The organism is Delftia sp. K82 (assembly GCF_002193035.1).
Classification (GTDB): Bacteria; Pseudomonadota; Gammaproteobacteria; order Burkholderiales; family Burkholderiaceae_C; genus Comamonas; species Comamonas acidovorans.
This window is the reverse complement of record NZ_MYFL01000001.1, coordinates 202,870-228,748: the sequence shown is the minus strand read 5'-3', so window position 1 is coordinate 228,748 and position 25,879 is coordinate 202,870. Positions and strand designations below refer to the sequence as shown.

At 62.8% G+C, this 25,879-nt stretch carries 23 protein-coding genes; 3 read left to right on the top strand and 20 right to left on the bottom strand.

Annotated features, from left to right (window positions below):
- Positions 1-83 precede the first annotated feature (83 nt).
- From KDK82_RS01005 to KDK82_RS00965, 9 genes are all read right to left on the bottom strand, one after another.
- The gene (locus tag KDK82_RS01005; protein WP_088163800.1) at positions 84-1,262 is read right to left on the bottom strand and encodes a deoxyguanosinetriphosphate triphosphohydrolase; all 1,179 of its coding nucleotides are present in this window, start codon (positions 1,260-1,262) and stop codon (positions 84-86) included.
- Between the two features lie 63 nt (positions 1,263-1,325).
- On the bottom strand, positions 1,326-2,444 hold the full coding sequence (gene aroB / locus KDK82_RS01000; protein ID WP_034397001.1) for a 3-dehydroquinate synthase: 1,119 nt from the start codon (positions 2,442-2,444) through the stop codon (positions 1,326-1,328).
- 130 nt (positions 2,445-2,574) lie between these two features.
- The gene (locus tag KDK82_RS00995; protein ID WP_012207373.1) at positions 2,575-3,120 is read right to left on the bottom strand and encodes a shikimate kinase; all 546 of its coding nucleotides are present in this window, start codon (positions 3,118-3,120) and stop codon (positions 2,575-2,577) included.
- A gap of 8 nt (positions 3,121-3,128) precedes the next feature.
- Positions 3,129-4,736: an Ig-like domain-containing protein gene (locus tag KDK82_RS31645; protein ID WP_143343369.1), complete on the bottom strand. Its 1,608-nt coding sequence runs from the start codon at positions 4,734-4,736 to the stop codon at positions 3,129-3,131.
- A gap of 23 nt (positions 4,737-4,759) precedes the next feature.
- A complete protein-coding gene (gene pilQ, locus KDK82_RS00985; protein WP_088163796.1) occupies positions 4,760-6,910 on the bottom strand; it encodes a type IV pilus secretin PilQ in 2,151 nt (716 codons plus the stop codon).
- On the bottom strand, positions 6,907-7,455 hold the full coding sequence (locus KDK82_RS00980) for a pilus assembly protein PilP (protein WP_012207376.1): 549 nt from the start codon (positions 7,453-7,455) through the stop codon (positions 6,907-6,909). Before KDK82_RS00980 ends, pilQ begins: the two co-directional genes overlap by 4 nt.
- Positions 7,455-8,132 carry a type 4a pilus biogenesis protein PilO gene (locus KDK82_RS00975; protein ID WP_088163794.1) on the bottom strand — a complete coding sequence of 226 codons (678 nt, stop codon included), beginning with the start codon at positions 8,130-8,132 and terminating at the stop codon, positions 7,455-7,457. Before KDK82_RS00975 ends, KDK82_RS00980 begins: the two co-directional genes overlap by 1 nt.
- Positions 8,132-8,743, bottom strand: a complete 612-nt coding sequence (locus tag KDK82_RS00970; RefSeq protein WP_088163792.1) for a PilN domain-containing protein — start codon at positions 8,741-8,743, stop codon at positions 8,132-8,134. Before KDK82_RS00970 ends, KDK82_RS00975 begins: the two co-directional genes overlap by 1 nt.
- Entirely contained in the window at positions 8,740-9,819 is a 1,080-nt protein-coding gene (locus KDK82_RS00965) for a pilus assembly protein PilM (RefSeq protein ID WP_043795715.1), read from the bottom strand. The genes KDK82_RS00970 and KDK82_RS00965 overlap by 4 nt, the downstream gene beginning before the upstream one ends.
- A gap of 371 nt (positions 9,820-10,190) precedes the next feature.
- On the opposite strand from KDK82_RS00965, the gene KDK82_RS00960 reads away from it, so the two are divergent.
- A complete protein-coding gene (locus KDK82_RS00960) occupies positions 10,191-12,515 on the top strand; it encodes a penicillin-binding protein 1A (protein ID WP_013800758.1) in 2,325 nt (774 codons plus the stop codon).
- 79 nt (positions 12,516-12,594) lie between these two features.
- On the opposite strand, the gene cyaY is transcribed toward KDK82_RS00960, so the two are convergent.
- Positions 12,595-12,933 (bottom strand): iron donor protein CyaY, encoded by a 339-nt coding sequence (cyaY, locus tag KDK82_RS00955; protein WP_088163790.1) that lies wholly within the window; start codon positions 12,931-12,933, stop codon positions 12,595-12,597.
- 12 nt (positions 12,934-12,945) lie between these two features.
- Between cyaY and KDK82_RS00950 the strand changes: the two genes are divergently transcribed.
- Both KDK82_RS00950 and KDK82_RS00945 read left to right on the top strand, forming a co-directional pair.
- The gene (locus KDK82_RS00950) at positions 12,946-13,227 is read left to right on the top strand and encodes a lipoprotein (RefSeq protein ID WP_080518227.1); all 282 of its coding nucleotides are present in this window, start codon (positions 12,946-12,948) and stop codon (positions 13,225-13,227) included.
- A 91-nt stretch (positions 13,228-13,318) separates the two neighbouring features.
- Entirely contained in the window at positions 13,319-14,146 is an 828-nt protein-coding gene (locus KDK82_RS00945; protein ID WP_088163788.1) for an MBL fold metallo-hydrolase, read from the top strand.
- On the opposite strand, the gene KDK82_RS00940 is transcribed toward KDK82_RS00945, so the two are convergent.
- The 10 genes from KDK82_RS00940 to KDK82_RS00895 all read right to left on the bottom strand — a co-directional run bounded on the left by KDK82_RS00940 (position 14,143) and on the right by KDK82_RS00895 (position 25,872).
- Positions 14,143-14,763: a sulfite oxidase heme-binding subunit YedZ gene (locus KDK82_RS00940; RefSeq protein WP_088163786.1), complete on the bottom strand. Its 621-nt coding sequence runs from the start codon at positions 14,761-14,763 to the stop codon at positions 14,143-14,145. The two genes, KDK82_RS00945 and KDK82_RS00940, sit on opposite strands and share 4 nt — an antisense overlap.
- 13 nt (positions 14,764-14,776) lie before the next feature.
- On the bottom strand, positions 14,777-15,757 hold the full coding sequence (msrP, locus tag KDK82_RS00935) for a protein-methionine-sulfoxide reductase catalytic subunit MsrP (protein ID WP_088163784.1): 981 nt from the start codon (positions 15,755-15,757) through the stop codon (positions 14,777-14,779).
- A 182-nt stretch (positions 15,758-15,939) separates the two neighbouring features.
- Complete coding sequence (gene ccsB / locus KDK82_RS00930; RefSeq protein WP_088163782.1) at positions 15,940-17,277, bottom strand: c-type cytochrome biogenesis protein CcsB; 1,338 nt, start codon at positions 17,275-17,277, stop codon at positions 15,940-15,942.
- A complete protein-coding gene (locus KDK82_RS00925; protein WP_088163780.1) occupies positions 17,274-19,457 on the bottom strand; it encodes a cytochrome c biogenesis protein ResB in 2,184 nt (727 codons plus the stop codon). The genes ccsB and KDK82_RS00925 overlap by 4 nt, the downstream gene beginning before the upstream one ends.
- A 139-nt stretch (positions 19,458-19,596) precedes the next feature.
- The gene (locus KDK82_RS00920; RefSeq protein ID WP_065345545.1) at positions 19,597-20,247 is read right to left on the bottom strand and encodes a cytochrome c; all 651 of its coding nucleotides are present in this window, start codon (positions 20,245-20,247) and stop codon (positions 19,597-19,599) included.
- 276 nt (positions 20,248-20,523) lie between these two features.
- The gene (locus tag KDK82_RS00915; RefSeq protein WP_088163778.1) at positions 20,524-21,456 is read right to left on the bottom strand and encodes an AraC family transcriptional regulator; all 933 of its coding nucleotides are present in this window, start codon (positions 21,454-21,456) and stop codon (positions 20,524-20,526) included.
- A gap of 54 nt (positions 21,457-21,510) precedes the next feature.
- Positions 21,511-22,455: a carbohydrate kinase gene (locus KDK82_RS00910; protein ID WP_088163776.1), complete on the bottom strand. Its 945-nt coding sequence runs from the start codon at positions 22,453-22,455 to the stop codon at positions 21,511-21,513.
- Between the two features lie 5 nt (positions 22,456-22,460).
- Positions 22,461-23,885 carry a D-arabinitol 4-dehydrogenase gene (gene dalD / locus KDK82_RS00905; RefSeq protein WP_088163774.1) on the bottom strand — a complete coding sequence of 475 codons (1,425 nt, stop codon included), beginning with the start codon at positions 23,883-23,885 and terminating at the stop codon, positions 22,461-22,463.
- A 64-nt stretch (positions 23,886-23,949) separates the two neighbouring features.
- Entirely contained in the window at positions 23,950-25,008 is a 1,059-nt protein-coding gene (locus tag KDK82_RS00900) for an ABC transporter ATP-binding protein (protein WP_088163772.1), read from the bottom strand.
- Between the two features lie 45 nt (positions 25,009-25,053).
- The gene (locus KDK82_RS00895) at positions 25,054-25,872 is read right to left on the bottom strand and encodes a carbohydrate ABC transporter permease (RefSeq protein WP_012207392.1); all 819 of its coding nucleotides are present in this window, start codon (positions 25,870-25,872) and stop codon (positions 25,054-25,056) included.
- Positions 25,873-25,879 lie beyond the last annotated feature (7 nt).

The window sequence follows — 25,879 nt, the reverse complement described above, 5'->3', positions numbered from 1 at the left end:
CCGTCCAGGAACCCTTCCCTGCCCTGTCACGCAGGGTCCGCATTCTAGCCGCGCCGCCCGGGCGATGCCGGTGCTCGGATTTCTCAGCCCAGCAGGCGCAGGCCTGTCAGCAGCTCATGCTCCCGGGCCGCGTAGCGATCCGTCATCCCGGCGATGAAGTCGGCCACCACCCGCGCACGCGCCGATACGTCCTCGGCCAGCATGGCCCGCTGCACAAAGCGCGGCTTCATGCGATCGGGCTCCACCATGTAGGCCGCAAACAGTTCGGCCACCACCTGCTGCGCGCCGTCCATGGTCTTCATCACCTGTTCATGGCGATAGAGATTGCGGAACAGGAACTGCTTGAGCTGCAGCGACTGCTGCCTCATGGTATCGCTGAAGCCCACCAGGGGGCCAGCCTGTGCGCGCACCTCATCGACCGAACAGGGCCGCGCCTGAGCAATGCGTTGCTGCGTGGCGGCGATCACGTCATAGACCTGGTCGCTGAGCATGCGGCGGATGCTTTCGTACAGCAGGCGCCGCTCGGCCAAAGGCATGCCCAGTTGGGGATGCTCGGCCAGCGTTGCATCGTGATAGCGCGCGAACAAAGGAACGGCCTCGCACAGCTGGGCCATGGTGATCAGGCCGGAGCGCACGCCATCGTCCACGTCATGGGCGTTGTAGGCAATGGCATCGGCCAGATTGCACAGCTGGGCCTCCAGCGAAGGCTGCCGGCCCAGCAAAAAGCGCTGGGCCACGCCACCGGGCTCCCGCGCTTCCAGGTGCTCGGCATTGGTGCGCGAACAGTGCTTGAGAATGCCCTCGCGCGTCTCGAAGCTCAGGTTGAGCCCGTCAAAGGCCGGATAGCGCTCCTCCAGCCGGTCCACCACGCGCAGGCTTTGCAGGTTGTGCTCAAAGCCGCCGTGCGGCTGCATGCAGGCATTGAGCGCGTCCTGGCCCGCATGGCCGAAGGGGGTGTGGCCCAGGTCGTGGGCCAGGCAGATGGCTTCGACCAGATCCTCGTCCAGTTGCAGCGACCGGGCCACCGAGCGGCCCAGCTGGGCGACTTCCAGCGAGTGCGTCAGCCGTGTGCGGAACAGGTCGCCTTCATGGTTGACGAAGACCTGGGTCTTGTAGACCAGGCGCCGAAAGGCCGATGAATGAACAATGCGGTCCCGGTCGCGCTGGAAGTCGCTGCGCGTGGGCGCAGGCGCCTCCGGGAAACGCCGCCCCCGGCTGACCGCCGGGTTGCAGGCATAGGGGGCCAGGGCCTGTTTCTGCATTCGATCGCCTCATCATGCTGACATGGCACTCTAGCAGTTCCGGCTTGCCCCCAGCGCCGCGCGTCAGGCGCAGCAGGCGTCTATGACTTCGCGCACCAAGGCATCGGGCGCCGAGCGCATGACGGCCTTTCCCGGCCCGTCGATGAGAACGAAGCGGATCTCACCCGCCTCGGACTTCTTGTCCACGCGCATCAGCTCCAGATAGCGGCCAGCGTTGTCACGCGCATCCAGCACGGCGCCGCGCACCGGCAGGCCCGCACGTTCGATCAGCACGCGCAGCCTTTGCACAAAGGCGGCATCCACCAGGCCAAGGCGCTGCGACAGCTCGGCCGCCATGACCATGCCGGCGCCCACGCCTTCGCCGTGCAGCCAGTTGCCGTAGCCCATGCCGGCCTCGATCGCATGCCCGAAGGTATGGCCGAAATTGAGAATGGCGCGCAGCCCAGCCTCTTTCTCGTCCTGCCCCACGACCCAGGCCTTGATCTCCACGCTGCGCTTGATCGCGTGTGCCAGTGCAGTGCGGTCGCGGGCGAGCAAGGCATCCATGTTCTCCTCCAGCCAGGCCAGGAAGTCCATGTCGGCGATCGGCCCGTACTTGATGACCTCGGCCAGGCCGGCGCTCAGCTCGCGCACGGGCAGCGTGTCCAGCGAGGCCAGGTCGCAAACCACCAGCTGCGGCTGGTAGAAGGCGCCGATCATGTTCTTGCCCAGCGGATGGTTGATGGCGGTCTTGCCACCCACCGACGAATCCACCTGCGACAGCAGCGTGGTGGGCACCTGCACGAACGGCACGCCACGCATGTAGCTGGCAGCGGCAAAGCCGGTCATGTCGCCGATGACGCCGCCACCCAGGGCGAACAGCACGGTCTTGCGGTCGCAGCCGCCGGACAGCAGGTCGTCAAAAATCAGGTTCAGCGTCTGCCAGTCCTTGTGGGCCTCGCCATCGGGCAGCACCACGGTACGCACGCTGCGGTAGCGTTGTTCCAGCACGCGACGCAGTGCGGGCTCGTAGAGCGGCGCGACCACATCATTGCTGACGATCACGGCCTGGGCCGCAGAAGGCAGGGCGGCATAGGTCGCGGCCTGGTCCAGCAGACCGGTGCCGATGGTGATCGGGTAGGAACGGTCACCCAGGTCGATGGTCACGACCTGGGCGGCAGGCAAGGAGGAAGCGGTGGGCAAGATGGTGTCGCTCCAAGGCAGAAAGAGTGAAAGGAATTGCGCGACACGGCAGCGCGCCCGGCAACCGCCGATCTTAAAGAAAAAGGCCCCGGCAAGTGCCGAGGCCTTTGGTGTTCCAGCGGGCTGCCGCTCAGGCCAGTTCCGCCTGCATACGTATGCGCTGGGCGGCCTGCGCCACAGACAGACCCGATGTCTGGATCACGAAGTGAGCCGTCTCCAGATAAAGCGGCTCGCGTTGCAGCAGCAGCTCCCGCAGGCGCAGCGCCGGGTCTTCCACCTGCAGCAAGGGCCGCGTCACATCGTTGCGCAGCCGCGCGGCGATGGCCTCTGGCGTGCAATCCAGATAGAAGACCTGGGTGCGCGCATGCAGATGGCGGCGGTTTTGCTCGCGCAGCACGACGCCACCACCCGTGGACAGCAACAGGCTGGATGTGGAGGCCGACAGCTCATCAATGACCTGCGACTCCATGTCTCGAAAAGCCTGCTCGCCCTCGCGCTCGAAAAACTCCCGGATGCTGCAGCCCAGGCGCTGCTCGATCACATGGTCCGAATCCACAAAACGCATCGACCACAGGCGCGCCAGCTGGCGCCCTATGGTCGATTTGCCGGAGCCGGGCAGGCCGATCAGGGCCACCACCGGCGCACGGAGCGAGGCAGGACCTTGATCGGAATTCACCGGCGTGTTCACTCGGGCAGGCAGACGGATGTCACTCCGTAAGGCGAGGTCAGGAAGGAGCCGTTCTTCTGGTCACCTTCGACGAACGAGGTAACGAAGATGCGCTCGGCACGACCTTCGGAGCCGGCAGCATTGGAGCTGACGGTCAGCTTGTACAGCAGCCAGGTGGCAACGTTCTGCGGATATTCCGCCTGCACGATTACGCGGCCATTGGTTCCCGTTTTACGGCCATTGAAATAGGAAACCACAATATCCGCTTTTGGAGGAGTCAACCGGCCATCTCCATTGGCATCTTCACCGCTGTCCAAATTACCATTGCGATTGACATCTTCATTCAAGCAGAAACCGGACCCATCGGTATGTAAATTCTTGACATTGTCATACCGACCAAAACCGTAACGCAGAATATCTACGCTGACCGACACATCCGCATCCGAAACCGCCTCGCCAGCCGCGTTGGCGACGGCAACGTCAAACTTCTTGATATAAGTAAGATTGTTGGCGCCTTTTTCAAGCTCGTTGTTATCACCAATAGTGATGGAAACTGGCTCACTTGCCACAGTCAATGTGCCAACGCGGAAATCGGGGCACTTACCGCTGGACAGAGATGCATCAGAAGGGCCGTAGCACATCCTTACATTAACGCCATCGGTCGGGCTAACTCGTGTACCTGGGATATATTGGGCCAAGGCAACACCACTTGCGTTAGAAATAACTGACTGATTTCCTGTCGAAATAGACTCACCAGAACCCAGGCCAGGCGGTACGATCTCAAAACGCACTCGCATATTTGGAATCGCACGATTATCCTTATCCAGGAACAATGCACGCAACTGCGCCATATTGGTTCGGCCACCATCCAGATTCGGCTTAACCGTATTCGGCACTATAGAAAGGCTTGCCGCGCTGACAATGCCTACAGCATCAGGCACCTGGGTAGCTCCGCCTGCAACAGTGATCTGCTCATTGGAAATCACCCCCGAAGCCTTTGCTTGCAAAGAATAAACCTGAGCAGCACCAGGCGCGTTAAACGCAGAAAACTTCGCCACACCCGACGTATCAGTCTGGGCAGTAATTGCTGCGCTGAGAACAGATCCCGAGAGGACAACGGGAATTCCTGAAATTCCAGCCCCATTGACATCTGCAACTTTTGCCGTCACCTCCACTGGCTGTCCTGGGGTTGGGGCAGAAGGAACTACGGTCAATGCAATCTGACTGCCGGTGACTGCAACGACACCCGCACCAGCCTGAGCACCGGCCTTGAGATCAAACCGAATATCTCTATTGGAACGATCGCCACCAATCTCGATTTTCCCAGTCATTCGACCTGACGCATCCGTCACATTGGAAGTAGGTGTAAAAACACCTGAAGATAAAACCACAGAGACGGGCGCATTCGCCACGGGATTTCTACTGGCAGACAGCGCAGTCACTGTAATAGTTGCTGCATCGCTTCCCGAGTTTGCGATAACAGTCTTATCCAGCAGGAACTCTACACTGGCTACATCAGGCGTCGTTCCGCCTGTACCGTTGCCAGGAGTTCCTGGATTTCCACCACCGCCACCACAAGCGACTAGCGCGCATGACGCCAACATTGTTAGCAGGATCTTCTTCATCAACTATCTCCCAGAAATTTTAATTAACGCTTGAGACCATCGGATATCATTTTTGGCGTGATAAACACCAGCATTTCCCGCTTCTGGGACTCTCGCACTCGGCTCTTGAAAAGATGACCAAGCACAGGGACATCTCCCAGAAAAGGAATTTTGCTTTCCTGATTGGTCTCTTCCATCTCAAAGATACCGCCAATCACCACAGTGCCCCCATTTTGAACAAGAACCTGTGTTTTGATATGCTTTGTATCAATTGCCACACCTTGGGTTGTGGTCTCACCTCGAGAATCTTTGTTGACATCCAAGTCAAGAATGATATCTCCCTCCGGAGTTATCTGAGGCGTAACCTCCAACTTCAGCACGGCTTTTTTAAAGGCGATTGTGGTGGCACCATTGGGCGCCGTCACAGAATAAGGATACTCCGTACCTTGCTCTATCAAAGCCTTCGTCTGGTCAGCGGTCACCAACCTGGGGCTGGATATTATTTTCCCTTGACCATCAGCCTCCATCGCAGAAAGCTCCAAAGCCAGAAAACGATTAGCGGCGGAGTTAAAAATAGACAATGCAAAAGATCCTGTACCACTTACTCCAGTAAGTTTCGCAGCAGGCAAATTCACAAAATTACCCGAAGTATTCACCGTTCCACCCGAGCCACTGGAAGCAACTGCATTCTCATATCCAGTTCCAAAAACCAATCTATTATCTCCACCAATGCCGTATCCACCATCGCCACCTCGTTGAGCACGCAAATCGCCACCACCGAGTCTGACACCCAGTGCACGCCCAAACGTGTCACGGGCTTCAACGATTCGAGCCTCAATTAGGACTTGTCGCACTGGCACATCCAGCGTTAGCAAAAGTGCCTTCACTGCTTCCAGCTTTGCTGGGGTATCGGTCACAAACAACTGATTGGTTCGTGGCTCGGAAATAGCAGACCCACGCTCAGACAAAAATCTGCTTGAAACGCTATTACCCACCCCTCCCCCACTATTATTTGCTGTGATCTGCAGCAAAATATCTGCCGACTTCGCGTAATTCAACTGAAAACCTTGAGTTCGAAGTGGCTCCAACTTCTGAATCTCTATTGCTGACTCAAAGTCACGCTTGGTCCGAGCATCGATTTCATCCTTGGGTGCAATCCAGAGCACCGAGCCGGACTTGCGCATGCCCAGACCCTTGGCGTCCATGATGATCTGCAGTGCTTGATCCCAGGGAACATCCTTGAGGCGCAGGGTCAATGCACCGGAAACCGTGTCCGAAGTCACGATATTGAAGTTTGTGAAATCAGCAATCACCTGCAACAGCGACCGCACTTCAATATTCTGGAAGTTTAGAGAGAGCTTTTCACCGCTGTAGCCGGGACCTTGCGTCAGCTTGCTCACATCCGCCTTTTTCTGACGGACTTCAATCACAAACTGGCTGTCACTCTGATAAGCGCTGTGCTCCCAGTCACCAACCGGAGCGATGCGCATGCGAACCGACTCACCTTGCTGCACGGAGGAAATCGTCTGCACCGGCGTTCCAAAATCAACCACATCCAGCTTCCGGCGCAAACCTTCAGGCAAGGAGGAGCGCAGGAAGTCGACCACAAGCTCCTTGCCTTCGCGTCGAAGATCCACGCCGACCTGACTGCTGCTCAGACCTACGACGATGCGGCCCGAGCCATCACTGCCGCGACGGAAATCAACATCCCGAATGAGCTGGACATCAGTACCAGCAACTGCTTTGGCTTCAAACACTCCCTGCTGTGCGGGAGGCTTCACGGTCGTGGATGTTGCCACTGGATCCAACAGTATCAGCAGGGCCTTGCCTTGCCTTTCAGTACGGTAAGAAGTCGCCGACTTCAGATTCAGCACTAAGCGGGAACGGCCAGACGCCTCCACGATATTGATGGAGCGCAGGTTGCCCTGATTGAGCTCGACCACAGATTTGCCCGTGCCATTGGTTGCACCTGGAAAGTCCAGGGCAATCCGCGCAGGCGACTGGATTGCAAATCCGGTGGGGTCCGCCGCCAACGCTTCGGAAAGCTCAATGCGCACGACCTCGGTGCCTCCCTGGATGGAGCCGGAAACCGACTCTATCGCGGACTGCGCCCAGGCCAAGGAGCCCAGAAACCAACCGCCGACGGCGATTCCCCAGCGAGCCTTGTGCAGTATTCTGCGATGTGTGCCCATCATTTCCTTCCCTCCTGCAATTCCAGTGTGCTATTTCTCTCTATCCAGTCACCGCTGCCGTCCTGGACGATTTCCCGCAACTGGATGGATGTTTCCGTGATCCGGGTAACCTTGCCGTAGTTCTGCCCCAGGTAATTTCCTGCCCGAACCTGGTACAGCAAGGTCCCCACCCTGACAAGCGCCGTGGGCACGCCTTTTTTGTCCAGACTGCCGACCATGGTCATGGCATCCAAGGGCTCGGCCTCCAGCGGTTCCTTGCGTCGATTGAGCTCGGAGGCGATCAGGCTGGTATTGGCGCTGGACTGCGCAGACTCCCTGCGCAGCACCTGCATCAGCTTCATGGGGTTGAAAGGATCCATGCCATCAGAACCAAGATAGGCCTCGGGCGTGAAGGTCTTGGGCTCTTCCAAAGGCTTGACACGCGGCTTAGCATTGGCTCTTTCCTGGGCCATCCAGGTCTGTAGTTCCTCCTGATCAGAAGAAGAGCAGCCTGAGGCGGTCAGGCAGGCGGCCAACATGAGCCAGCCGCTGAAACGCATATGTCTCATTATTTCTTGCCCTTCCCGGCCGCTGCGCGTTGCGCCTGCACCTCATCTGCATCCAGGTAGCGGAAGGTTCGTGCCGTTGCCTCCATGCTCAGGACCTCGCCTCCCTCCTTGCCTACAGGTGCGATCGACAGATTGTTCAAGGTCACGATGCGCGACAGGTAGGCCACATCGGAGGCGAATGATCCGATGTCGTGAAAGCGACCAGTCACCTTCAAAGCAATGGGCAGCTCAGCGTAGTACTCCTTGACCACCATCGCACCAGGCCGGAAGGTTTCAAACTGCAGGCTGCGACCCAGCCCTGCCTGATTGATATCCGAGAGCAGCGCAGCCATTTCCGCCTTGCTGGGCAATTGCTTTTCCAGTTGCGTCACATACTGCTGGACCTGTTCACGCTGCTTCTTCAGGCCATCCAGGCTGACGGCTTTGGACAGCTTCTGGCTGAAGTCCTGGCGCAGCGTGACTTCGGTAGTGCGCTCCTGCTCCAGGGTGTCCTCATAGTCCTTGATCAGGACATACCACATTAGGGCGGCAACACCCAAAGCAATGGCGATGCATAGAAGCGCCTGCGGAAGCATGGGCCAACGCGACGGATCATTGGAATCAAGACCACGGAACTGTCGCTGGATGTTCTCCTGCAGTGCGGAGAAGTCGATGTCGTTCTTCTTCTTTTTGGCCATCACTGGGACTTTCCTGGGTTGGTAGCCGCTGAAAGCCCCTTCTCCGCCACGCTGGCACGCGTCAGCTGAAAGCGCAGATTGAACGCAGCAGCACGGCGCTGGTCCTTGGGCGTGACGTTGACCGTCTTGGCTACGATTTCCGCCAGTTCAGGCTTGGAAATCCAGGGAGTCCCCTCCGAGAGATTGCGCAGCATTTCAGAAACCCGCTCATTGGACTGCGCCGTACCCTGCATGGTAACGACCAGACCTTCCTGCTTGATACTGCTGAGGTAGACACCATCGGGCAGTTGGGCCACCAGCTCGTTGAGCATGTGCACCGGAAGATTGCGGTCGGACTGCAGGTCTTCCACGGCCTTCTGACGTGCACGCAGGGCAGTGATCTCATCCTCCAGCCCGGCAATTTCCTTGATCTGAGACTCCAGCACGGTAATCTCTGCGCGCAGCATGCTGTTCTTTGCCTGCTGGGCCTCGATCATCATCTGGTACCACCAGTAGACGGCTCCAATGATCAAAAGCCCCACCAGGGCAGACAGGACCATGGTGGCCTGGAATGCTTCCTTGCGGCGCTTTCGTGTTGCTTCTCTGTGAGGAAGCAGATTGATCAGAATCACGACACAAACCTCCGCATGGCCAGTCCGCAGGCGGTCAGGTAGGCGGGGGCCTCGCGCGACATGCGCTTGAGGCGTACGCCGCTGCCGACTTCCATTCCATCAAAGGGATTGGCAAGGCTGCAGGCAAAACCCGTTTGCTGCGTGATGGCCTCGGACAGGCCGGAAAGTGGGGCCGAGCCGCCTGCCAGCAGGATGTGGTCTATGCGGTTGTGGGGCGTACTGGTGAAAAAGAACTGCAGTGCGCGCGACACTTCCTGCGTCATGCTTTGCACAAAGGGCTTGAGCACGGCGGACGCGTAGTCCTCCGGAAGTTCACCGCTGCGCTTCTTGGACTCGGCCTCTTCGAGCGAGAATCCATATTGGCGCGCGATCAGTTGCGTCAGCTGTGCGCCGCCAAAAGCCTGGTCCCGGTCATACAGAACCTCGTCGTCGCGCAGGATCTGCATGCTGGTCGTCATGGCGCCCAACTCGAACAAGGCCACAAGGGCGTTGTTGCCCTGATTGGGCAGGCGCTCGATCAGCCGTGCAGCCGCCATGCGGGAGGCGTGGGGCTCGATGTCGATGACCGTGGGCTTGAGGCCGGCCGCCTCGGCCAGGCCCTGGCGGTCCTGGACCTTCTCGCGGCGCGATGCGGCAATGAGCACGTCCACATCGCCGGGTGAATTCGATGACGGGCCTATGACGCAGAAGTCCAGACTCACTTCATCGAGCGAGAACGGAATGTACTGATTGGCCTCGGATTCGACCTGGACCTCCAATTCCTGCTCGCTCATGCCGTCCGGCAGCGAAATCTTCTTGGTGATCACGGCCGAGGCCGGCAGGGCCATGGCCACGTTCTTGGTCCGCGTGCCGCTTTTTTTGACCAGTCGCCGTACAGCCTCTGCCACTTCATCGAACTTTTCGATGTTGCCGTCCGTAATCCATCCCCGCTCCAGCGGTTCGATGGCACAGCGCTCCAGCAACAGTTCGCCCGACTTGGCACGAGACAACTCAACGAGCTTGGCGCTCGAAGAACTGATGTCGATGCCTAGCAAAGGTGCGGGCTGGCGACTGAATAAGGATCCCATAGCAATCAACTTGCCCTCCCTCTTCTTGTGTATGTAAAGAACGCAACAAACCTTCACATATAGGTTGAATGCTATCAGCAAGACTGCGCGCAGCTCACCATGCCAGCCGGAGCACGCTTGGCGGTAGTGGCCAAAAACAGACATTATTGCGGGCCATCAAATGCGACATGAATGCACCCCTGCTTGCATGTCGGCCTGCACGCCTGGCTTAGGATGCTTGGCTTGCGGCCATGCTGGCAACCGTGTGCAGCCGTCTCCTACCGACTTTCTGGGGCACGCATTTTTATAATGCGGCACTCCTCAGCACTCCCTGCGACATGCCGTCTTCAGACTCCCGAGAACCCCAGGCTGCAAAGCCTCGCTCCGCCCCATCCAAGCCCATGCACTGGTTTCCCAAGGCCTTGCTATGGCTGGCGGGCATCGCCGTCGCCGGCGCGCTGGCCTTGATGCTGACCGTGGCCGTGGCCCTGGCCATGGCCTACCCCAACCTGCCCGACGTGTCCGAGCTGGCCGATTACCGGCCCAAGCTGCCGCTGCGCGTGTACTCCAGCGAAGGCGCCCTGCTGGGTGAATTCGGCGAGGAGCGGCGCACGCTGACTCCCATCCAGGACATCCCCAAGGTGATGACCGACGCCGTGCTGGCCATTGAAGACACGCGCTTTTTCGAGCATGGCGGCGTGGACTACAAGGGAATGGCCCGCGCCGCGCTGGCCAATCTGGGCCGCGTGAAAAGCCAGGGCGCATCGACTATCACCATGCAGGTGGCGCGCAACGTCTATCTGTCTTCCGAGAAAACCTTTACACGCAAAATTTACGAAGTCTTACTGACTTTCAAGCTAGAGCATCTGTTGAGCAAAAACCAGATTCTCGAGATCTACATGAACCAGATTTATCTGGGAAATCGGGCCTATGGCTTTGCTGCTGCCTGTGAAGCCTATTTCGGCAAGCCACTGAAGGACATCACGGTGGCCGAGGCGGCCATGCTGGCAGGCCTGCCAAAGGCACCATCGGCCTACAACCCGATCAGCAACCCCAAGCGCGCCCGCTCGCGCCAGCTCTACATCATCGAGCGCATGGAGGAAAACGGCTTCATCACCTCCGCCCAGGCCACTGAAGCCAAGGCCGAGCCGCTGAAGATCCGCACGGGCTCCTTCAACACCCGCGTGCATGCCGAATACGTGGCCGAGATGGCACGCCAGCTGATCTTTGCCCAGTACGGCAACGAAGCCTATACGCGCGGCCTGAACGTCTACACCACCATCAATGCCGGCGAACAGGAAGCCGCCTACGCCTCGCTGCGCCGCGGCATCATGGACTACGAGCGCCGCCAGAAGTACCGCGGCCCCGAAAAATTCGTGGCCCTGCCGGCCGACGCCGAGGACCGTGAAGACGCCATCGACGACACCCTGGCCAACCACCCCGACAATGGTGATGTGCTCGCCGCTGTGGTGCTGGATGCCAATCCGCGCAAGATCCTGGCGGCACGCGCCGACGGCGAACAGATCGAGATCACGGGTGAAGGCCTGAAACCCGCCGAATCGGGCCTGAACCCCAAGGCACCGCCCAACATCAAGATCCGTCCCGGCGCCGTGATCCGCGTGGTCAAGACACCCAAGAACACCTGGGAAATCACCCAGCTGCCCGAAGTGGAAGGCGCCTTCGTGGCCCTGGTCCCCCAGACAGGCGCCTTGCGCGCCCTGATCGGCGGCTTCGACTTCCAGAAGAACAAGTTCAACCATGTGACCCAGGCCTGGCGCCAGCCCGGCTCGGCCTTCAAGCCCTTCATCTACTCTGCGGCACTGGAAAAAGGCTTCTCGCCTTCCACCATGATCAATGACGCGCCGCTGTTCTTCAGCGCCGGCGTGACGGGTGGCCAGCCGTGGGAGCCCAAGAACTACGACAGCCGCTACGACGGGCCGATGACCATGCGCACGGGCTTGAACAAATCCAAGAACATGATCTCCATCCGCCTGCTGCAGGCCGTGGGACCCAAGCAGGGCCAGGAGTGGGTCACGCGCTTCGGCTTTGACGCAGCCAAGCATCCGGCCTACCTGACCATGGCGCTGGGTGCCGGAGCGGTCACGCCGCTGCAGTTGGCAGCGGGTTACTCCGTGTTCGCCAATGGCGGCCACCGCGTCAACCCCTGGCTGATTGCCCGTGTCACCGATCACAAGGGCCGCATCCTGTCCGAATTCACGCCGCCCCCGGTGCAGGAACTGCCCCAGGCCATCGACGCGCGCAACGCCTTCATCATGGACAGCCTGCTGCAGGACGTGGCGCGCGTGGGCACGGCAGCACGCGCGCAGTCCACGCTCAAGCGTCCCGACCTGTATGGCAAGACGGGCACGACCAACGACTCGGTGGATGCCTGGTTCGCAGGCTTCCAGCCCACGCTGGCCGCCGTGTCCTGGATCGGCTACGACACGCCGCGCAACCTGGGCAGCCGCGAGACGGGCGGCGGACTGAGCCTGCCCATCTGGATCGGCTTCATGCAGCATGCCCTCAAGGGCGTGCCCGTGGCAGAGATGCCTGTGCCCCCTGGCGTCGTGAACATGGGCGGCGAGTGGTACTACGAGGAAAACGCGCGCAACGGCGGCGTCAGCAGCCTGGGCATGGACAGCGCCTCCACGGGCGGCGCTGCAGGCGCCACGCCCCCGCCCGCCACCGAGGAGCGCAACCGCATCCTCGACCTCTTCCGCAACTGACCGCCACACAAGCGGTTGACCACGCAAGAAAGCCCGGCCATGCCGGGCTTTCTTCATGGAGCCTGCCGATAACGGCGGATCAGCGTGCCGAGAACTGCAGCGCCAGGCCCGACTGCTCGGTGGCGTAGCGGCTCAGGTTGGCAAAGAACTCGCCCGCGCCCTTGGTATCGAGCCAGGCGCCCTGCGCCGCGTCGTAGCGGTAGTGAAAGCCCCCGGCCTTGGCCGCCAGCCAGATCTCGTGCAGCGGTTTTTGCTGGTTGATCACGATCTGGGTGCGGTTGGCAAAGACCAGGGTCACCATGCCACCCACGCGCTGGGCATCGAGGTCGGCATCGGTTTCATCGTTGATGCGATCACAGTCCTGCTCCACCGCCAGCAGCAGTCGTTCGGCAAGGTCCAGAAATTCTTGGTCGGTCATTACAATTCGCTTATGTTGAAAGCCTCGCAAATTCTAGTCAGGTGCATTGCCCTTGGCGCCTGTGCGGCGTCCCTGGCCGCCTGCGGCCAGAAAGGCCCGCTGTTTCTGCCCAGCTCGCCTGCGGCCAGCCACCGCGCCACACTACCGCAGACCCTGGGCATTTCCAGCCCGGCCGAGCGTGCAACGCCCGCACCTGCACCCACCACCTTGCCCGCTGGCCCGTCAAGTGCCGCCGTCGAAGAAAGCTCGACACCCACCGGCACCACGGACTCCCGCAAGCAGCAGGCCGACTGAGCCGGTGGCCGCGCCGCGGCTTGATACACATCAACACCGCTGCCAGGCATGGCGCTTAGAGTGACTTTCTCTTGTCCCTCGACAACCCGCCATGCCCGTAGAGCTCTACCGAGACAAAAACCACGCCTGCCTGATGTTCACCGACCTCATCGAGGAAGATGGACAGGCCATACAGGCCAATCAGTTCCTCATCGTCGATGACGACACGGGCGCCATCATCGACCCGGGCGGCAATCTCGCATTCAACGAGTTGTTCATGGGCATGTCGCGGCATTTCGCGCCGCACAAGCTGTCCTATCTGATCGCTTCCCACGCCGATCCAGACATCATTGCCTCGCTGGACCGCTGGATGACCAGCACCAAGGCACAGCTCGTGATCTCGCGCATCTGGGAGCGCTTCGCGCCCCACTTCACCAAGGTCGGCAAGACCGAAAACCGCGTGATCGGCGTGCCGGACGCCGGTGGCCGGCTGCCGCTGGGCCGCCATGAACTGCACCTGCTGCCCGCCCACTTCCTGCATGCCGAAGGCAACTTCCACTTCTACGACCCGGTCAGCCGCATCCTCTTCACGGGCGACCTGGGCGTGTCCCTGATGAACGGCGTCGAGGCGCAGGTGCCCGTGACCGACCTCGTGCCGCACATCGCCCGCATGGAAGGTTTTCACCGCCGATACATGGTCTCCAACAAGATCCTGCGGCTGTGGGTGCAGATGGCGCGCCAGCTGCCCATCGACATGATCGTGCCCCAGCACGGCGCGCCCATCATGGGCGCCAAGGCGATTGCCGACCTGTTCAACTGGCTCGAAGGACTGCAGTGCGGTATCGACCTGTTCGACCAGCGCAACTACCAGCTGCCCATGGCGGACATCGACCCCGTGACCCGCCAGCTGCGCCCTGCCCTGCGCGCCGTGGCCGGCTAGCTCCTGGCGCGTCGGCGGCGCAGTGCATGGACCACGCGCCAGGCCAGCAGCAGCGCAAGAATGGCGGCGTACACGCCGACCTCCGCAAAGTTGTTCTTGCCTGCGCGCATCCAGAAGAAATGCAACAGGGCCAGCGGCGCGACCGCATAGATACAGCGGTGCAGCCACTGCCAGCGCCTGCCGCCCATGGCGCGCATGACACGGTTCGGTGAAGTCACCGCCAGAGCGGTCAGCAAGAGCAGCGCCGCAAAGCCCACCAGGATGAATGGGCGCTTCGGGATGTCGAGCACGATCTCGCCCCAGTCCAGCCCCATGTCGAACCATGCATAGCACAGCAGGTGCAGCAGCGCGTAGAAGAACACATACAGACCCAGCATGCGCCTGAAGCGCGCCAGTGCCGTCAGTCCCAGCGCCTGGCGCAGCGGTGTCACGGCCAGCACCACGCACAGAAAGCGCAAGGTCCAGTCGCCGGTGGAGCGCAGCAAGGCCTCGGCCGGATTGGCGCCAAGCGTGTTCAGGATGGCTCCAGCCAGCAGCCACGCAAACGGCAGCAGGCACACAAGAAACACCAGCGGCTTGGCCGTCCGGTGCAGCAAAAGACGCTGCACCGCCGTCATTGCATGGGCCACATCAATAGAACTTCTTGAGGTCCATGCCCGCATAGAGCTGGCCCACCTGGGCTTCGTAGCCGTTGAACAGCTGCGTCTTGCGCTTCTTGGCGAACAGGCCGTCTTCGCCAATGCGCCGCTCCGTCGCCTGGCTCCAGCGCGGGTGCGGCACGTCGGGGTTCACATTGGAATAAAAGCCGTACTCGTTGCGCGCCGCCTTGCTCCAGGCCGTGCCCGGCTCCTTGTCGGTCAGGCGGATGGCGACGATGCTCTTGGCGCTCTTGAAGCCGTACTTCCACGGCACGACCAGCCGCACGGGCGCGCCATTCTGGTTGGGCAGCACCTCGCCATACATGCCAAAGGCCAGCAGCGTCAGCGGGTGCATGGCTTCATCAAGGCGCAGCCCCTCGGTGTAAGGCCAGTCCAGCACGCCGCTGCGCAGGCCCGGCATCTGCGCCTTGTCGGCCAGGGTCACGAATTCCACATACTTGGCACTGCCCAGCGGCTGCACCTTGCGCAGCAGCTGGGCCAGGGAATAGCCCACCCAGGGAATCACCATGGACCAGCCCTCCACGCAGCGCAGCCGGTAGATGCGCTCTTCCTGTGGAGCGAGCTTGAGCAGCGCATCCAGGTCCAGCGTCTGCGGCTGCTGGACCAGGCCCTCGATCTTCACCGTCCAGGGGCGGGTCTTGAGCGTGTGGGCGTTCTTGGCGGGATCGTCCTTGTCCAGCCCGAATTCATAGAAGTTGTTGTACTGGGATACATCGGCATAGGCCGTGACACGGTCCATGGTGTTTGCGCCCACTACCTGGGAAGGCACGGAGGCCAGTGCCGCCAGCTTGCCGGGGCGCTGCACGCCCGCCGCCCAGCCGGGCAAGGCCGCGCCCGCCGAGCCTGCGGCCAGGTACTGCAGCCAGGCACGGCGCTTGAGGTAGCCGGCCCGGGGCGTGATCTCGCTGCCTTGCGGGTGTTGGAAGCCGTTGTCGTGGGAGCGGATCAGCATGGGAATCTCCTGGTGTGCCGGCGGGCACGGGGCGCTATTGCTGGCGATATGGCGATTGGGAGCCTCGCAGGCGCGCGCAAGTTCCCTGCGGCACCGATGCGATGGTGCACGAAAAAGCGGCATGCGCCTGAACGCATGCCGCTGCCCTTATCTTGCCACTGTCACTCTGCCACTGCCGTGGCTCAAAGCTCGCCGTAGCTGTGCAGCCCCGACAGGAACATGTTCACCCCCAGGAAGGCGAAGGTGGTGATGGCCAGTCCACCCAGCGCCCACCAGGCGGACACCGTGCCGCGCAGGCCCTTGACCAGGCGCATGTGCAGCCAGGCCGCGTAGTTGAGCCAGACGATCAGCGCCCAGGTTTCCTTGGGGTCCCAGCTCCAGTATCCGCCCCAGGCCTCGGCCGCCCACAGCGCGCCCAGCACGGTGGCGATGGTGAAGAAGGCAAAGCCCACGGCGATGGATTTGTACATCACATCGTCCAGCAGCTCGAAGCTGGGCAGGCGCTCGGCGATGCGCTTGCGCGCCAGCAGGATGCCGGCCACGATCAGCGCCGAGATGCCGAAGTAGACCATCCAGTAGCTGCCGCCGTTCTGGGTCGCACCCTGGCGGAAGACGATGGGCTCGAAGCACAGCACCACACCCAGCATCCACAGCGGCGCGAGCTTGTACCAGCGGGTCTCCGTGGCCTGCTGCTTGATCAGGTAGGCAAAGGAGACCATCGCTGCCAGCGCAAAGGTGCCGTAGCCGATGAAGTTGGCCGGCACGTGCAGCTTCATCCACCAGCTCTTGAGCGCCGGCACCAGCGGCTGGATCTCGTGCGCCTCGCGCACCAGCGTGTACCACAGCAAAAAGCCCACGGCCGCGCTGACCACCAGCATCACGAAGCCGCCCAGGGCGCGCGTGTCGTAGTGCTGTTCGTAATAGAGATAGAAAAGCGCCGTCATCCAGCAGAACATGACGAACACTTCATAGAGATTGCTGACCGGGATGTGGCCCACATCGGGGCCGATCAGATAGCTCTCATACCAGCGCACCATGGTGCCCACCAGCGCCAGCGTCACGGCCAGCCAGGCCAGGCGCGAGCCCAGCAGCGACAGCGCCGTGCCCTCGCCCCGCGCAAACATGCCGATCCAGTAGAAGACGGTGCTCATGAAGAACACCATGCTCATCCAGAGGATGGCCGACTGGCTGGACAGGAAGTACTTGAGGCCGAACACCGTGTCCGAGCGCGCCAGTTGCGCCCCTTCAGGCCCCTGGTAGAGCCCGATGGCCAGCAGCGACAGCCCGGCCACCACCAGCATCAGCCCGCGCAGCGGGCGCCAGAACCAGCCCAGCCAGATGGCCGAGGGAATGGTGCCGACCAGGATGCACTTTTCGTAGACATCCATGTACTCGCCATAGCGCTGCAGCGCATACAGCAGTCCCGCCGCCACCAGGGCCGCGAACACCCAGTCGAACCAGTTGCGGCGGGCGAAGAAGCCCTCGTTGAGCGTCAAAGTCGTCGTGGTGGCGGTGTTCATGCGGAACCTCCGGGGGATTTCTTGTGGATGGGCTCGGCGCCTATCAGCTTGCCGGCCAGCATGGCGAATTCTCTATCACCATCGATTGTCTTGCGATTGGTGGACAAGGCCATTTCGGCATGGCTTTCCCCATCGCGGGGCGTGAGCCAGATCCAGAGGCGGCGGTCGCGCACGTACAGCATGCAGAACACGCCGATGATGAGGAACAGGCAGCCCAGATACACCACGTTCTTGCCCGGGGCGCGCGCCACCTGGAAGACGCTGGCCTGCACCTGCTTGAAGTCCTGCAGCATGAAGACCATGGGCATGGGGTAGAACTGCGCATCGCTGAGCGAGAACACGGCCTGGGTCATGAAGGACTGCGTCTGCTCGCTGGGCTCCAGTGGCGCCTGGCCCGCCTGCGTGCGCACGATCTGGGCCAGCTCGAACAGCACGCCGTTGAGAATGCGCACCAGCACCTCGCCCGCGCGTTCACGCTCGGCCGCAGGCACATTGCTTTCCATGAAGTCCGAGATGGCCTGCAGCCCGCCCAGCGGCTTGCCGTCCGGCCCCTTCTTGTCGGTCTGGCCCGCGAACAATTCCAGCGCCTTGGTGGCCGACTGCGCCAGCGCGCCACTGAGTTCGGAGCGCGAGGCGTCGATGGCCTTGGCCACATAGGCCTTGGCCGCCTGCTCGCGCAGCCGGGGGTCCTGCAGCGCGCTGCGCAGGCGCAGGAAGGTGTCCATCTCGCTTTCGGGATCGGCGGGAATGCGCAGGTAGCGCATGGCATCGGCCTGGTTGTCGCGCACACCCAGCAGGAACACGCGCTGGCCGTCGCCCGTGTCCACGGGCAGCATGTAGTTCTGGAACTCGCGCGCCTGGCCCGAGGCATCGCGCAGCTTGTAGCGGATGCTGGGGCCGATGTTGCGCAGCTCCTTCTTGGTCACGGTCTTGTGGGCCGCGCCCAGGCGCTCGTCGATGGCCTGCTTCAGGTCCACCTTGCGCACATCGGTGCCGCTGCCATTGGCCCCGCCGCCACCGCCGAAGTTCTCCACGTTGATGGTGCGCAGTTCGGCAAACTCCAGCGTCACTGTCTCGTCCTTGCCATCCGGGAGCTTGCGCACGAACTGGTCCGATCCGCCGATCACGCCCTCGACATCAAAGGGCTTGGCTCCCGCCTCCAGCGGCACGGCGCGCAGCTTCACCGACGAGCCGCCGTCGTCAAAGCTGGACTGGTAGATCTCGATGCCGCGGTAGCTGGCCGGGTGGTTGACCTCGATGCGCTTTTCCAGCTTCTCGCCCGTGGCCTTGTCGTGGATGACGACCTCGCTGGCAAACAGCTTGGGCATGCCCGTGGAGTAGTACTCCACGATGAATTTCTTGAGTTCCACCGCAAAGGGCAGCTCCTGCAGCAGCACGCCGTCGGACTGCGACAGGATGGCCGTGCCTGCCGTGCCGCCCTCGGTCACCAGCAGGTTGCCTCGGAAGGTGGGGTTGCGCTCGCTCAGCCGGTGCTGCTCGGACACCTCGGAGATCAGGCCACCGCCGGTATAAGGTGTTTTGCCTCCCAGCCACATCTGCGCGCGCACGATGAGGTCGCCATCGAACAGCCCGCCCAGGCAGATCAGCACGATGGCGCTGTGGGCCGCGATATAGCCCAGCTTGTGGGCCGCGCCCGCCTTGGCCGCCAGCATCCAGCCCGTGCCGGGACCGGCCGCCGTATCGCGCTGCTGCAGCCGCACCTTCCAGCCGCCCGATACCAGCTGCTGGCCCAGGCGCCTGGCGGCCTCTTCCGTGCTGCCTGGCACCACGTTCTGCGCACGGTGGCCGAAGGCCTTGAGGCTTTGTTCACGAACGTTTTCCTTGTAGCTGCGCAGATCGGCCAGGTACTTGGGCGCATGGCGTGCCACGCACAGCGAGGTGCTTATCACCAGAAAAGCCAGGATCAGCAGGAACCACCAGGCGCTGTAGACCGCATTGAGCTTGAGCGCGAGGAACAGCTGGGCCCAGAAAGGCCCGAACTGGTTGACGTAGTTGCCCACCGGCTCATGCTGCTTGAGCACGGTGCCTATCACCGAGGCAATGCAGATGACCGTCAGCAGCGAGATCGCGAAGCGCATCGATGCCAGCAGCTCCAGGGTCGCGCGCGCGGCCTGCGGGCGGGAGGGAGCAAGAGCGGCACCGGAAGAGTTGTCTGACATGAAGAACGAAAAGCCAAAACCCGAATGAAAAAAGCGGGACCATCTGCATTCATGCGATGGACCCGCCTGGCTTGGGGTGTCTATAAAGCAATAGGTTCCCGGTGATTACCCTGGGAACCGCGTCGGCCCCGGGATCGCATCAACGCAGGCCAGCGATGTAGTCTGCCACGGCCTTGATTTCGCGATCGTTAAGCTTGGCAGCAACCTGCGTCATCTGAATGCTATTGCCGCGCTTGCCGTCACGGAAGGCCGTGAGCTGGGTCGTGGTGTAGTCGGCATGCTGGCCCGCCAGGCGCGGGTACTGGGCTGGAATGCCGGCGCCGTTGGGGCTGTGGCAGCCCGCGCAGGCAGCAATGTTGCGCTCCTGGATGCCGCCGCGGTAGATGCGCTCGCCCATGGCCACCAGGTCCTTGTCCTTGGCAAAGCCATCCTTGGGCTTTTGCGTGTGCAGCCAGGCGGCGATGTTCTTCATGTCAGGCTCGCTGAGCATGCTGGCAAAGCCCTTCATCACCGGGTCCTTGCGCTTGTCGTCCTTGAACTCCAGCAACTGCTTGACCAGGTACTCGGGATGCTGGCCGGCCAGCTTGGGCTGCAGCGGGATGGTGGAATTGCCGTCGGCCGCATGGCATGCCGCGCAGACGGCGGTGTAGCTGGCCTCGCCCTTCGCCAGGTCGGCCTTGGCCGCCTTCGGCTGTGCCGAGGCAGCAGGTGCCTCGCCAGCGGAGAAAGCGGGAAAGGCGGGGGCTGCAGCAAGAATGGCAGCCGTCAGCAAAGAGGCAAGCAACTTCATATCGAGGGCGTGGTTCTGTTGTTGAAAGCGCAAAATTCGGCGGATTCTACAATGGGGTCCCCTGTGATTGATATCGTCAGGAACCCTGGTTTCGCCCCTGCGCACAGAGGAAAACATATTCCTTGATCGTGGTCACAAACTGGCCACGGATTCGGTGCTGAACATATGTTTTTCGCAGCCCAGCATATCGATCTGTGCCAGCGCGGCAATAAGGGCTCTACCCATGTGGCGCGCAATACCACACCCTTGCGCGCCAGATTCCGCTTCCCCGTCGCTTCAACCCGCGCCGAAGCGGCTGTCCGCCTGGCGGCGGAACTCCGAGGGCGTCATGCCCTTGATCTCCAGGAAGCGCCTGTTGAAGTTGGCCACGTTGTTGAAGCCCACCTGGTAGCAGATGTCGGCGATGAAGCTGTCGGTCTGCATGAGCAGGTGGCATGCGCTGTTGATGCGTACCCGGCTGACGAAGTCGGTGAAGCTGTTGCCTGTGGCCCGGCGGAAAAAGCGGCTGAAGCGGCTCTCGCTCATGCCCAGCTCGGCCGCCACGTCGGCCAGGCTCAGCGGCTCGCTCACGCGCGCCATGATGCGGTTGACCACCTCGTTGATCTGATCCACCTGAGCCTCGCCCTGGGCGCCCTGCATCTGCACGGCTGACAGCAGCCGGTAATCGGTGCACTCGGCCAGATCGGACAGCAGCGCGCAAAAGGCCGTGAAGCGGCGCATTCCGCGCGCACGCCTGACCGCATCCCAGTGCGCGCGTGCCGTCTGCGCCAAGCCGAAGAACTCGATGCCATGGCGCGCACGGTCCAGCAGTTGAAGTACCTCGCGCATCTCCGGGATCTGCTCGGCCGCACGGGCGATGGGGTCGTGGTTGAAAAGAATCACGTAATCGCGTGCAGGCGAGCCCCCATCGGGAGCATCGAACGAGATCCAGTTGTGCGGCAGGCGCGGGCCGCACAGCACGAGGTGGCCGGGCTCGAAGGGTCCTATCCAGTCTCCCACGAAGGCGCGGCCCGAGGTGTCGGTGATGAGGTGCAGCTCGTACTCCTCATGGAAATGCCAGCGCACCAGGGGGCTTGGGAAACCATGTGCCAGGCAGCGCACCAGGCCGCTGCCCTCCATATCCTCATAGCCCAGCGCGGGCGTTCGCACGAAATCGCGCTCCAGTTCAGGGTGACGCTGGCGGGGTGTGCGGCGGCGTGGGCTGGTCATGGCGGCGTGACGGTTTCTGGAGAGGCCATGGGCAAACAGTATCACCAGCGGCGGCTATCCACCGCAATGGGCTGCCAGCGCGGCATCGAGTTCCGCGCGCCGGGGCGGCTGGGCACCGGCGCGCGTGCAGTTGAGCGCTGCGGCCGTTGCGGCAAAGCGCAGCACCTGGCGCCACGCGCTCTCGGGCAGTTCCTGCAACTGGTCCGGCTGCTCGACACCCTGCTCCAGTAGCGCAACCGACAGCGCCGCGCCAAAGGTGTCGCCCGCGCCGATGGTATCCACCAGTTGCACGGCCGGCGGCTGCACCGACAAAGGCGCCTGTCCTGCACGCAGCAAGGTCGCGCCGGCCGCTCCGCGCGTGAGCACCACGGCCCGGGGACCCAGCGCCAGCCAGCGCGCGGCGGCCTCCAGCGCCGGAATGCCGGGCGCGATAAAGGCCAGGTCCTCATCGCTGAGCTTGACCAGGTCTGCCTGGGCCAGCCAGCCCAGGCAGTCGCGCCGGAAGGCCTGGGCATCGCGGATCAGCGTGGGCCGCACGTTCGGGTCGAAGACGATGATGCGCCGCCCGCGCTCAGCCGCCACCAGGTCCAGGATGCGCGGCCCGACAGGGGTGTGCAGCAATGCGATGGAGCCGAACTGCAGATAGCGGCATTCGGGCGGCAACTCGGGCAGCTCGGCAGGTGCCCACAGCGTGTCCGCCGTTGCCTGCGTATAGAAGGCATAGCGGTTGGTGCCTTGCGCATGCTCGACAAAGGCCAGCGTGCTGGGCGCATCGCAGCGCTGCACCAGGCGCATGTCCACGCCGTTGCCCTGCAGGTGCGCGAAAAGGCGCTCGCCGAAGAGATCGCGCGACAGTTGCGAGACAAAGCCCGTGGCCTGCCCGAGCCGCGCGGCGGCCACGGCGCAGTTGGCGGGCGCGCCTCCTTCATGGCCCTGGAAGGCCAGGCCGCCCGTGGCGGTGAAATCGATCAGGGCTTCGCCCGCGATGGCTATGCGCATGCGTTCTACCTCGCTGCCTGTTGGACAAAAGCATGGACACGGTCTGTGGCACGGCGGACCGCCTCCACCAGATGCGGATGGCCCGCGGCCTCACCCCACAAGGGCACTTCGGCACACAGCGCGGCCACGGGGTCGGTGGCGGCGCAGATGGCGTGTGCCACTGCGGGGTCCATGGCCTGATCCTGGTAGGCATAGGGCAGTGTGTCATGGTGCCAGCGCTGCAGAAAAACCAGGAACAGCGCCGGCAGCATGGCCACGGCATCCATGGACGCGCCCTGCGCGATGCGCTCGCGCACCGTGGGCGCGATGAAGCCCGGGATCTTGGCAAAGCCGTCGGCCGCCACGCGCTGGTTGGTGTCGCGTATCGCAGGGTTGCCGAAGCGTTCAAGCACGGTGTCGCGGTAGGCCGGCAGGTCCAGGGCCGATGCCTTGCCGGGTGTTGCAAGGCAGGGAATCACGTCCTGCGTCACATAGTCCCATGCCAGCTGGCGTATCGCCGGCACGGCACTGCCTTCGTGGATGAAGCGCAGGCCCGCCAGCGTGCCGGCCCAGGCAATGCAGCTGTGGCTGGCGTTGAGGATGCGGATCTTGGCCTCCTCGTAGGGGGCCACGGAAGACACCATCTCCACGCCCACGCGCTCCCAGGGCGGACGGCCTGCGACGAAGCGGTCCTCTATCACCCACTGTGAAAAGCTTTCGGCCGTCACGGCGGCCGCATCGTCCCAGCCCGTCGCGGCCTGCACGCGCTCGCGCAGCTCCGGCGGCGGGCGCGGGGTGATGCGGTCGACCATGGCATTCGGGCAGCTGATGTTGTGCCCTGCCCACTCGGCCAGTTCCTGCAGTTGCACCAGTTGCATGAAGGCCAGCAGGCCGGCCAGCAGGCGATCGCCGTTGTGGCGCAGGTTGTCGCAGCTCAGCAGTGTGACCGGGCCGGCATGTGCACAGCGGCGCAACTGCAGGATGGCGCACAGCACGCCATAGATCGTCTCTCCGACCTGCCCCTGGCGCATGCGGCCGATGTCGGCCGCAAGCTCCGGGCTGCCGGTGTCCAGCACGCCGCTGCCATCGAGGTAGTAGCCAGCCTCGGTCACGGTGAGGGAGATGACACGTGTGCAGGGGCTGGCTCCGCGCGCGATCACGGCGGCCAGCCCGGGCGCATGGGGGATCACTTCGCGCAGGGCCTCGATGCGTTGGTAGCGCACCGATCCGCCAGGCGAAATCGTCTCCAGTGTGTAAGCCCCTCCCTGGCGCGCCAGCGCCTCCAGCGTCTGCGCCATGTCGGAGCGCAGGTTGGCCCCCACCAGCTCCCATTGCGTGTCCCCTGCATCGATCAGCCGCTGTTGGTAAGCGGCCTGGTGCGCACGGTGAAAGGAACCCAGACCCAGGTGTAGCACCGTAGGTCTGGAAAGATGCGGAACAATCGCGTTCATGGTGACCAGAGGGAGATGAGGAAGAAAGGATGACTGCTCCGGGCAGCCTCTCGGAGCGAAGCGCTCAGGCGCCTGCCAGCGTGCGTCCCTGGCGGTCGAACAGGTGCAGTGCGCAGCCGGTGTCCAGCGCGACGGACACCGCGTCGCCCACGGCCAGTGGCGTGCGCTCGGCCTGGCGCGCGATGAGCTGCGCACCGCCCACGCTGACATGGATCAGCGTGTCGGCGCCCAAGGCCTCGATCAGGTCCACGCGGCCCATGACCTGTCTCTGTGTAACGGCATCGGTTGCGACCTGCGCTCTGGCCACGCGCAAGGCCTCGGGGCGTATGCCCAGCGTGCCGTCGGCGGGCAGGCGGCCCTGCGTGGCCCCGGAGAATACGGGCAATGCCCCGGCGGCGATCAGGTTCATCGATGGCATGCCGATGAACTGCGCAACGAACTGGTTGGCCGGATGGTCGTAGAGCGCCAGGGGCGCGCCCACCTGTTCGATGCAGCCATCGCGCAACACCACCACGCGGTCGGCCAGGGTCATGGCCTCGACCTGGTCATGGGTGACATAGATGGTGGTGGCGCCCAGCGCCTTGTGCAGCTTGTGGATTTCCACCCGCGTGTTGCCGCGCAGCGCCGCATCGAGGTTGGACAGCGGCTCGTCGAACAGGAACACCTTGGGCGCACGCACGATGGCCCGGCCTATGGCCACGCGCTGACGCTGGCCGCCCGACAGGTCGCGCGGCTTGCGTTCCAGATAGGGCGTGAGGTTGAGCGTCTCGGCCGCCTGCCCGACCTTTCGGCGTATCTCCTCTTTCGGCACGCCGGCCAGGCGCAGCGCGAAGGACATGTTGTCGTACACGCTCATGTGCGGATACAGCGCATAGCTCTGGAACACCATTGCCAGGTCGCGCTCGCCCGATGGCGCATGCGTGATGTCGCGCCCGTCGAGCAGCAACTGCCCCGAAGTGATGCTCTCCAGCCCGGCGATCAGGCGCAGCAGCGTGGACTTGCCGCAGCCCGAAGGCCCGACGAAGACGATGAACTCGCCGCGCTCGATGGCGAGGTCCACGCCGCGGATGATCTGCGCCTCTCCGAAGCGCTTGCGTATGTCCTGAAGTTGCAGATAGGCCATGGTTTTCCTTGTGCAGCGCAAAGCCGCGAAATGGATGCCGGACGGCTACTTGACGGCGCCAAAGGTCATGCCCTGCACCAGTTGCTTCTGGCTGAACCAGCCGAACACCACGATGGGGGCGATGGCGATCAGCGAAGCGGCCGAGAGCTTGGCCCAGAACAGCCCTTCGGGGCTGGCATACGAGGCGATCAGCGTGGCCAGCGTGCCGGCCCGGGCGCTGCTCAGGTTCAGCGACCAGAAGGCCTCGTTCCAGCTCAGCACCAGGCACAGCAGCCCGGTGGAGGCAATGCCGCCCACAGCCAGCGGCAGCACCACATGGCGGAACTCGGCCCACAGGCCTGCGCCATCCATGCGCGCCGCTTCCAGGATCTCGTTGGGGATGTCCTTGAGCGCGCTGTAGAGCATCCAGACCATGATGGGCAGGTTGGACAGCGTGAAGACGATGACCAGCACGGTGAGCGAATCCAGCAAGCCCGCCCCTTGCGCCAGCACATAGATGGGCAGCAGGGCCCCCACGGCCGGCATCATCTTGGTCGAGAGCATCCACATGAGCACGTCGCGCGTGTGGCGGCTGCGGAAGAACGCCATGGAGTAGGCAGCAGGCACGGCGATGGCCAGGCCGATCAGGGTCGAGGCCAGGCTGGTGATCAGCGAATTGCGCGCATACAGCAGGTAGTCGCTGCGCTGCTGCACTTCGCCGAAGTTGGCCAGCGTGGGCTCGAACACGAACAGCGGCGGCACGGCAATGGCCTGCAGTTCCGTCTTGAAGGCCGTCAGGAACAGCCAGGCCAGCGGAAAGAACAGCAGCAGTGCAACGGCCCATGCCGCAGCGGCGCGCACCAGGGTGGAGGAACTTGTTTTCATCATGCCC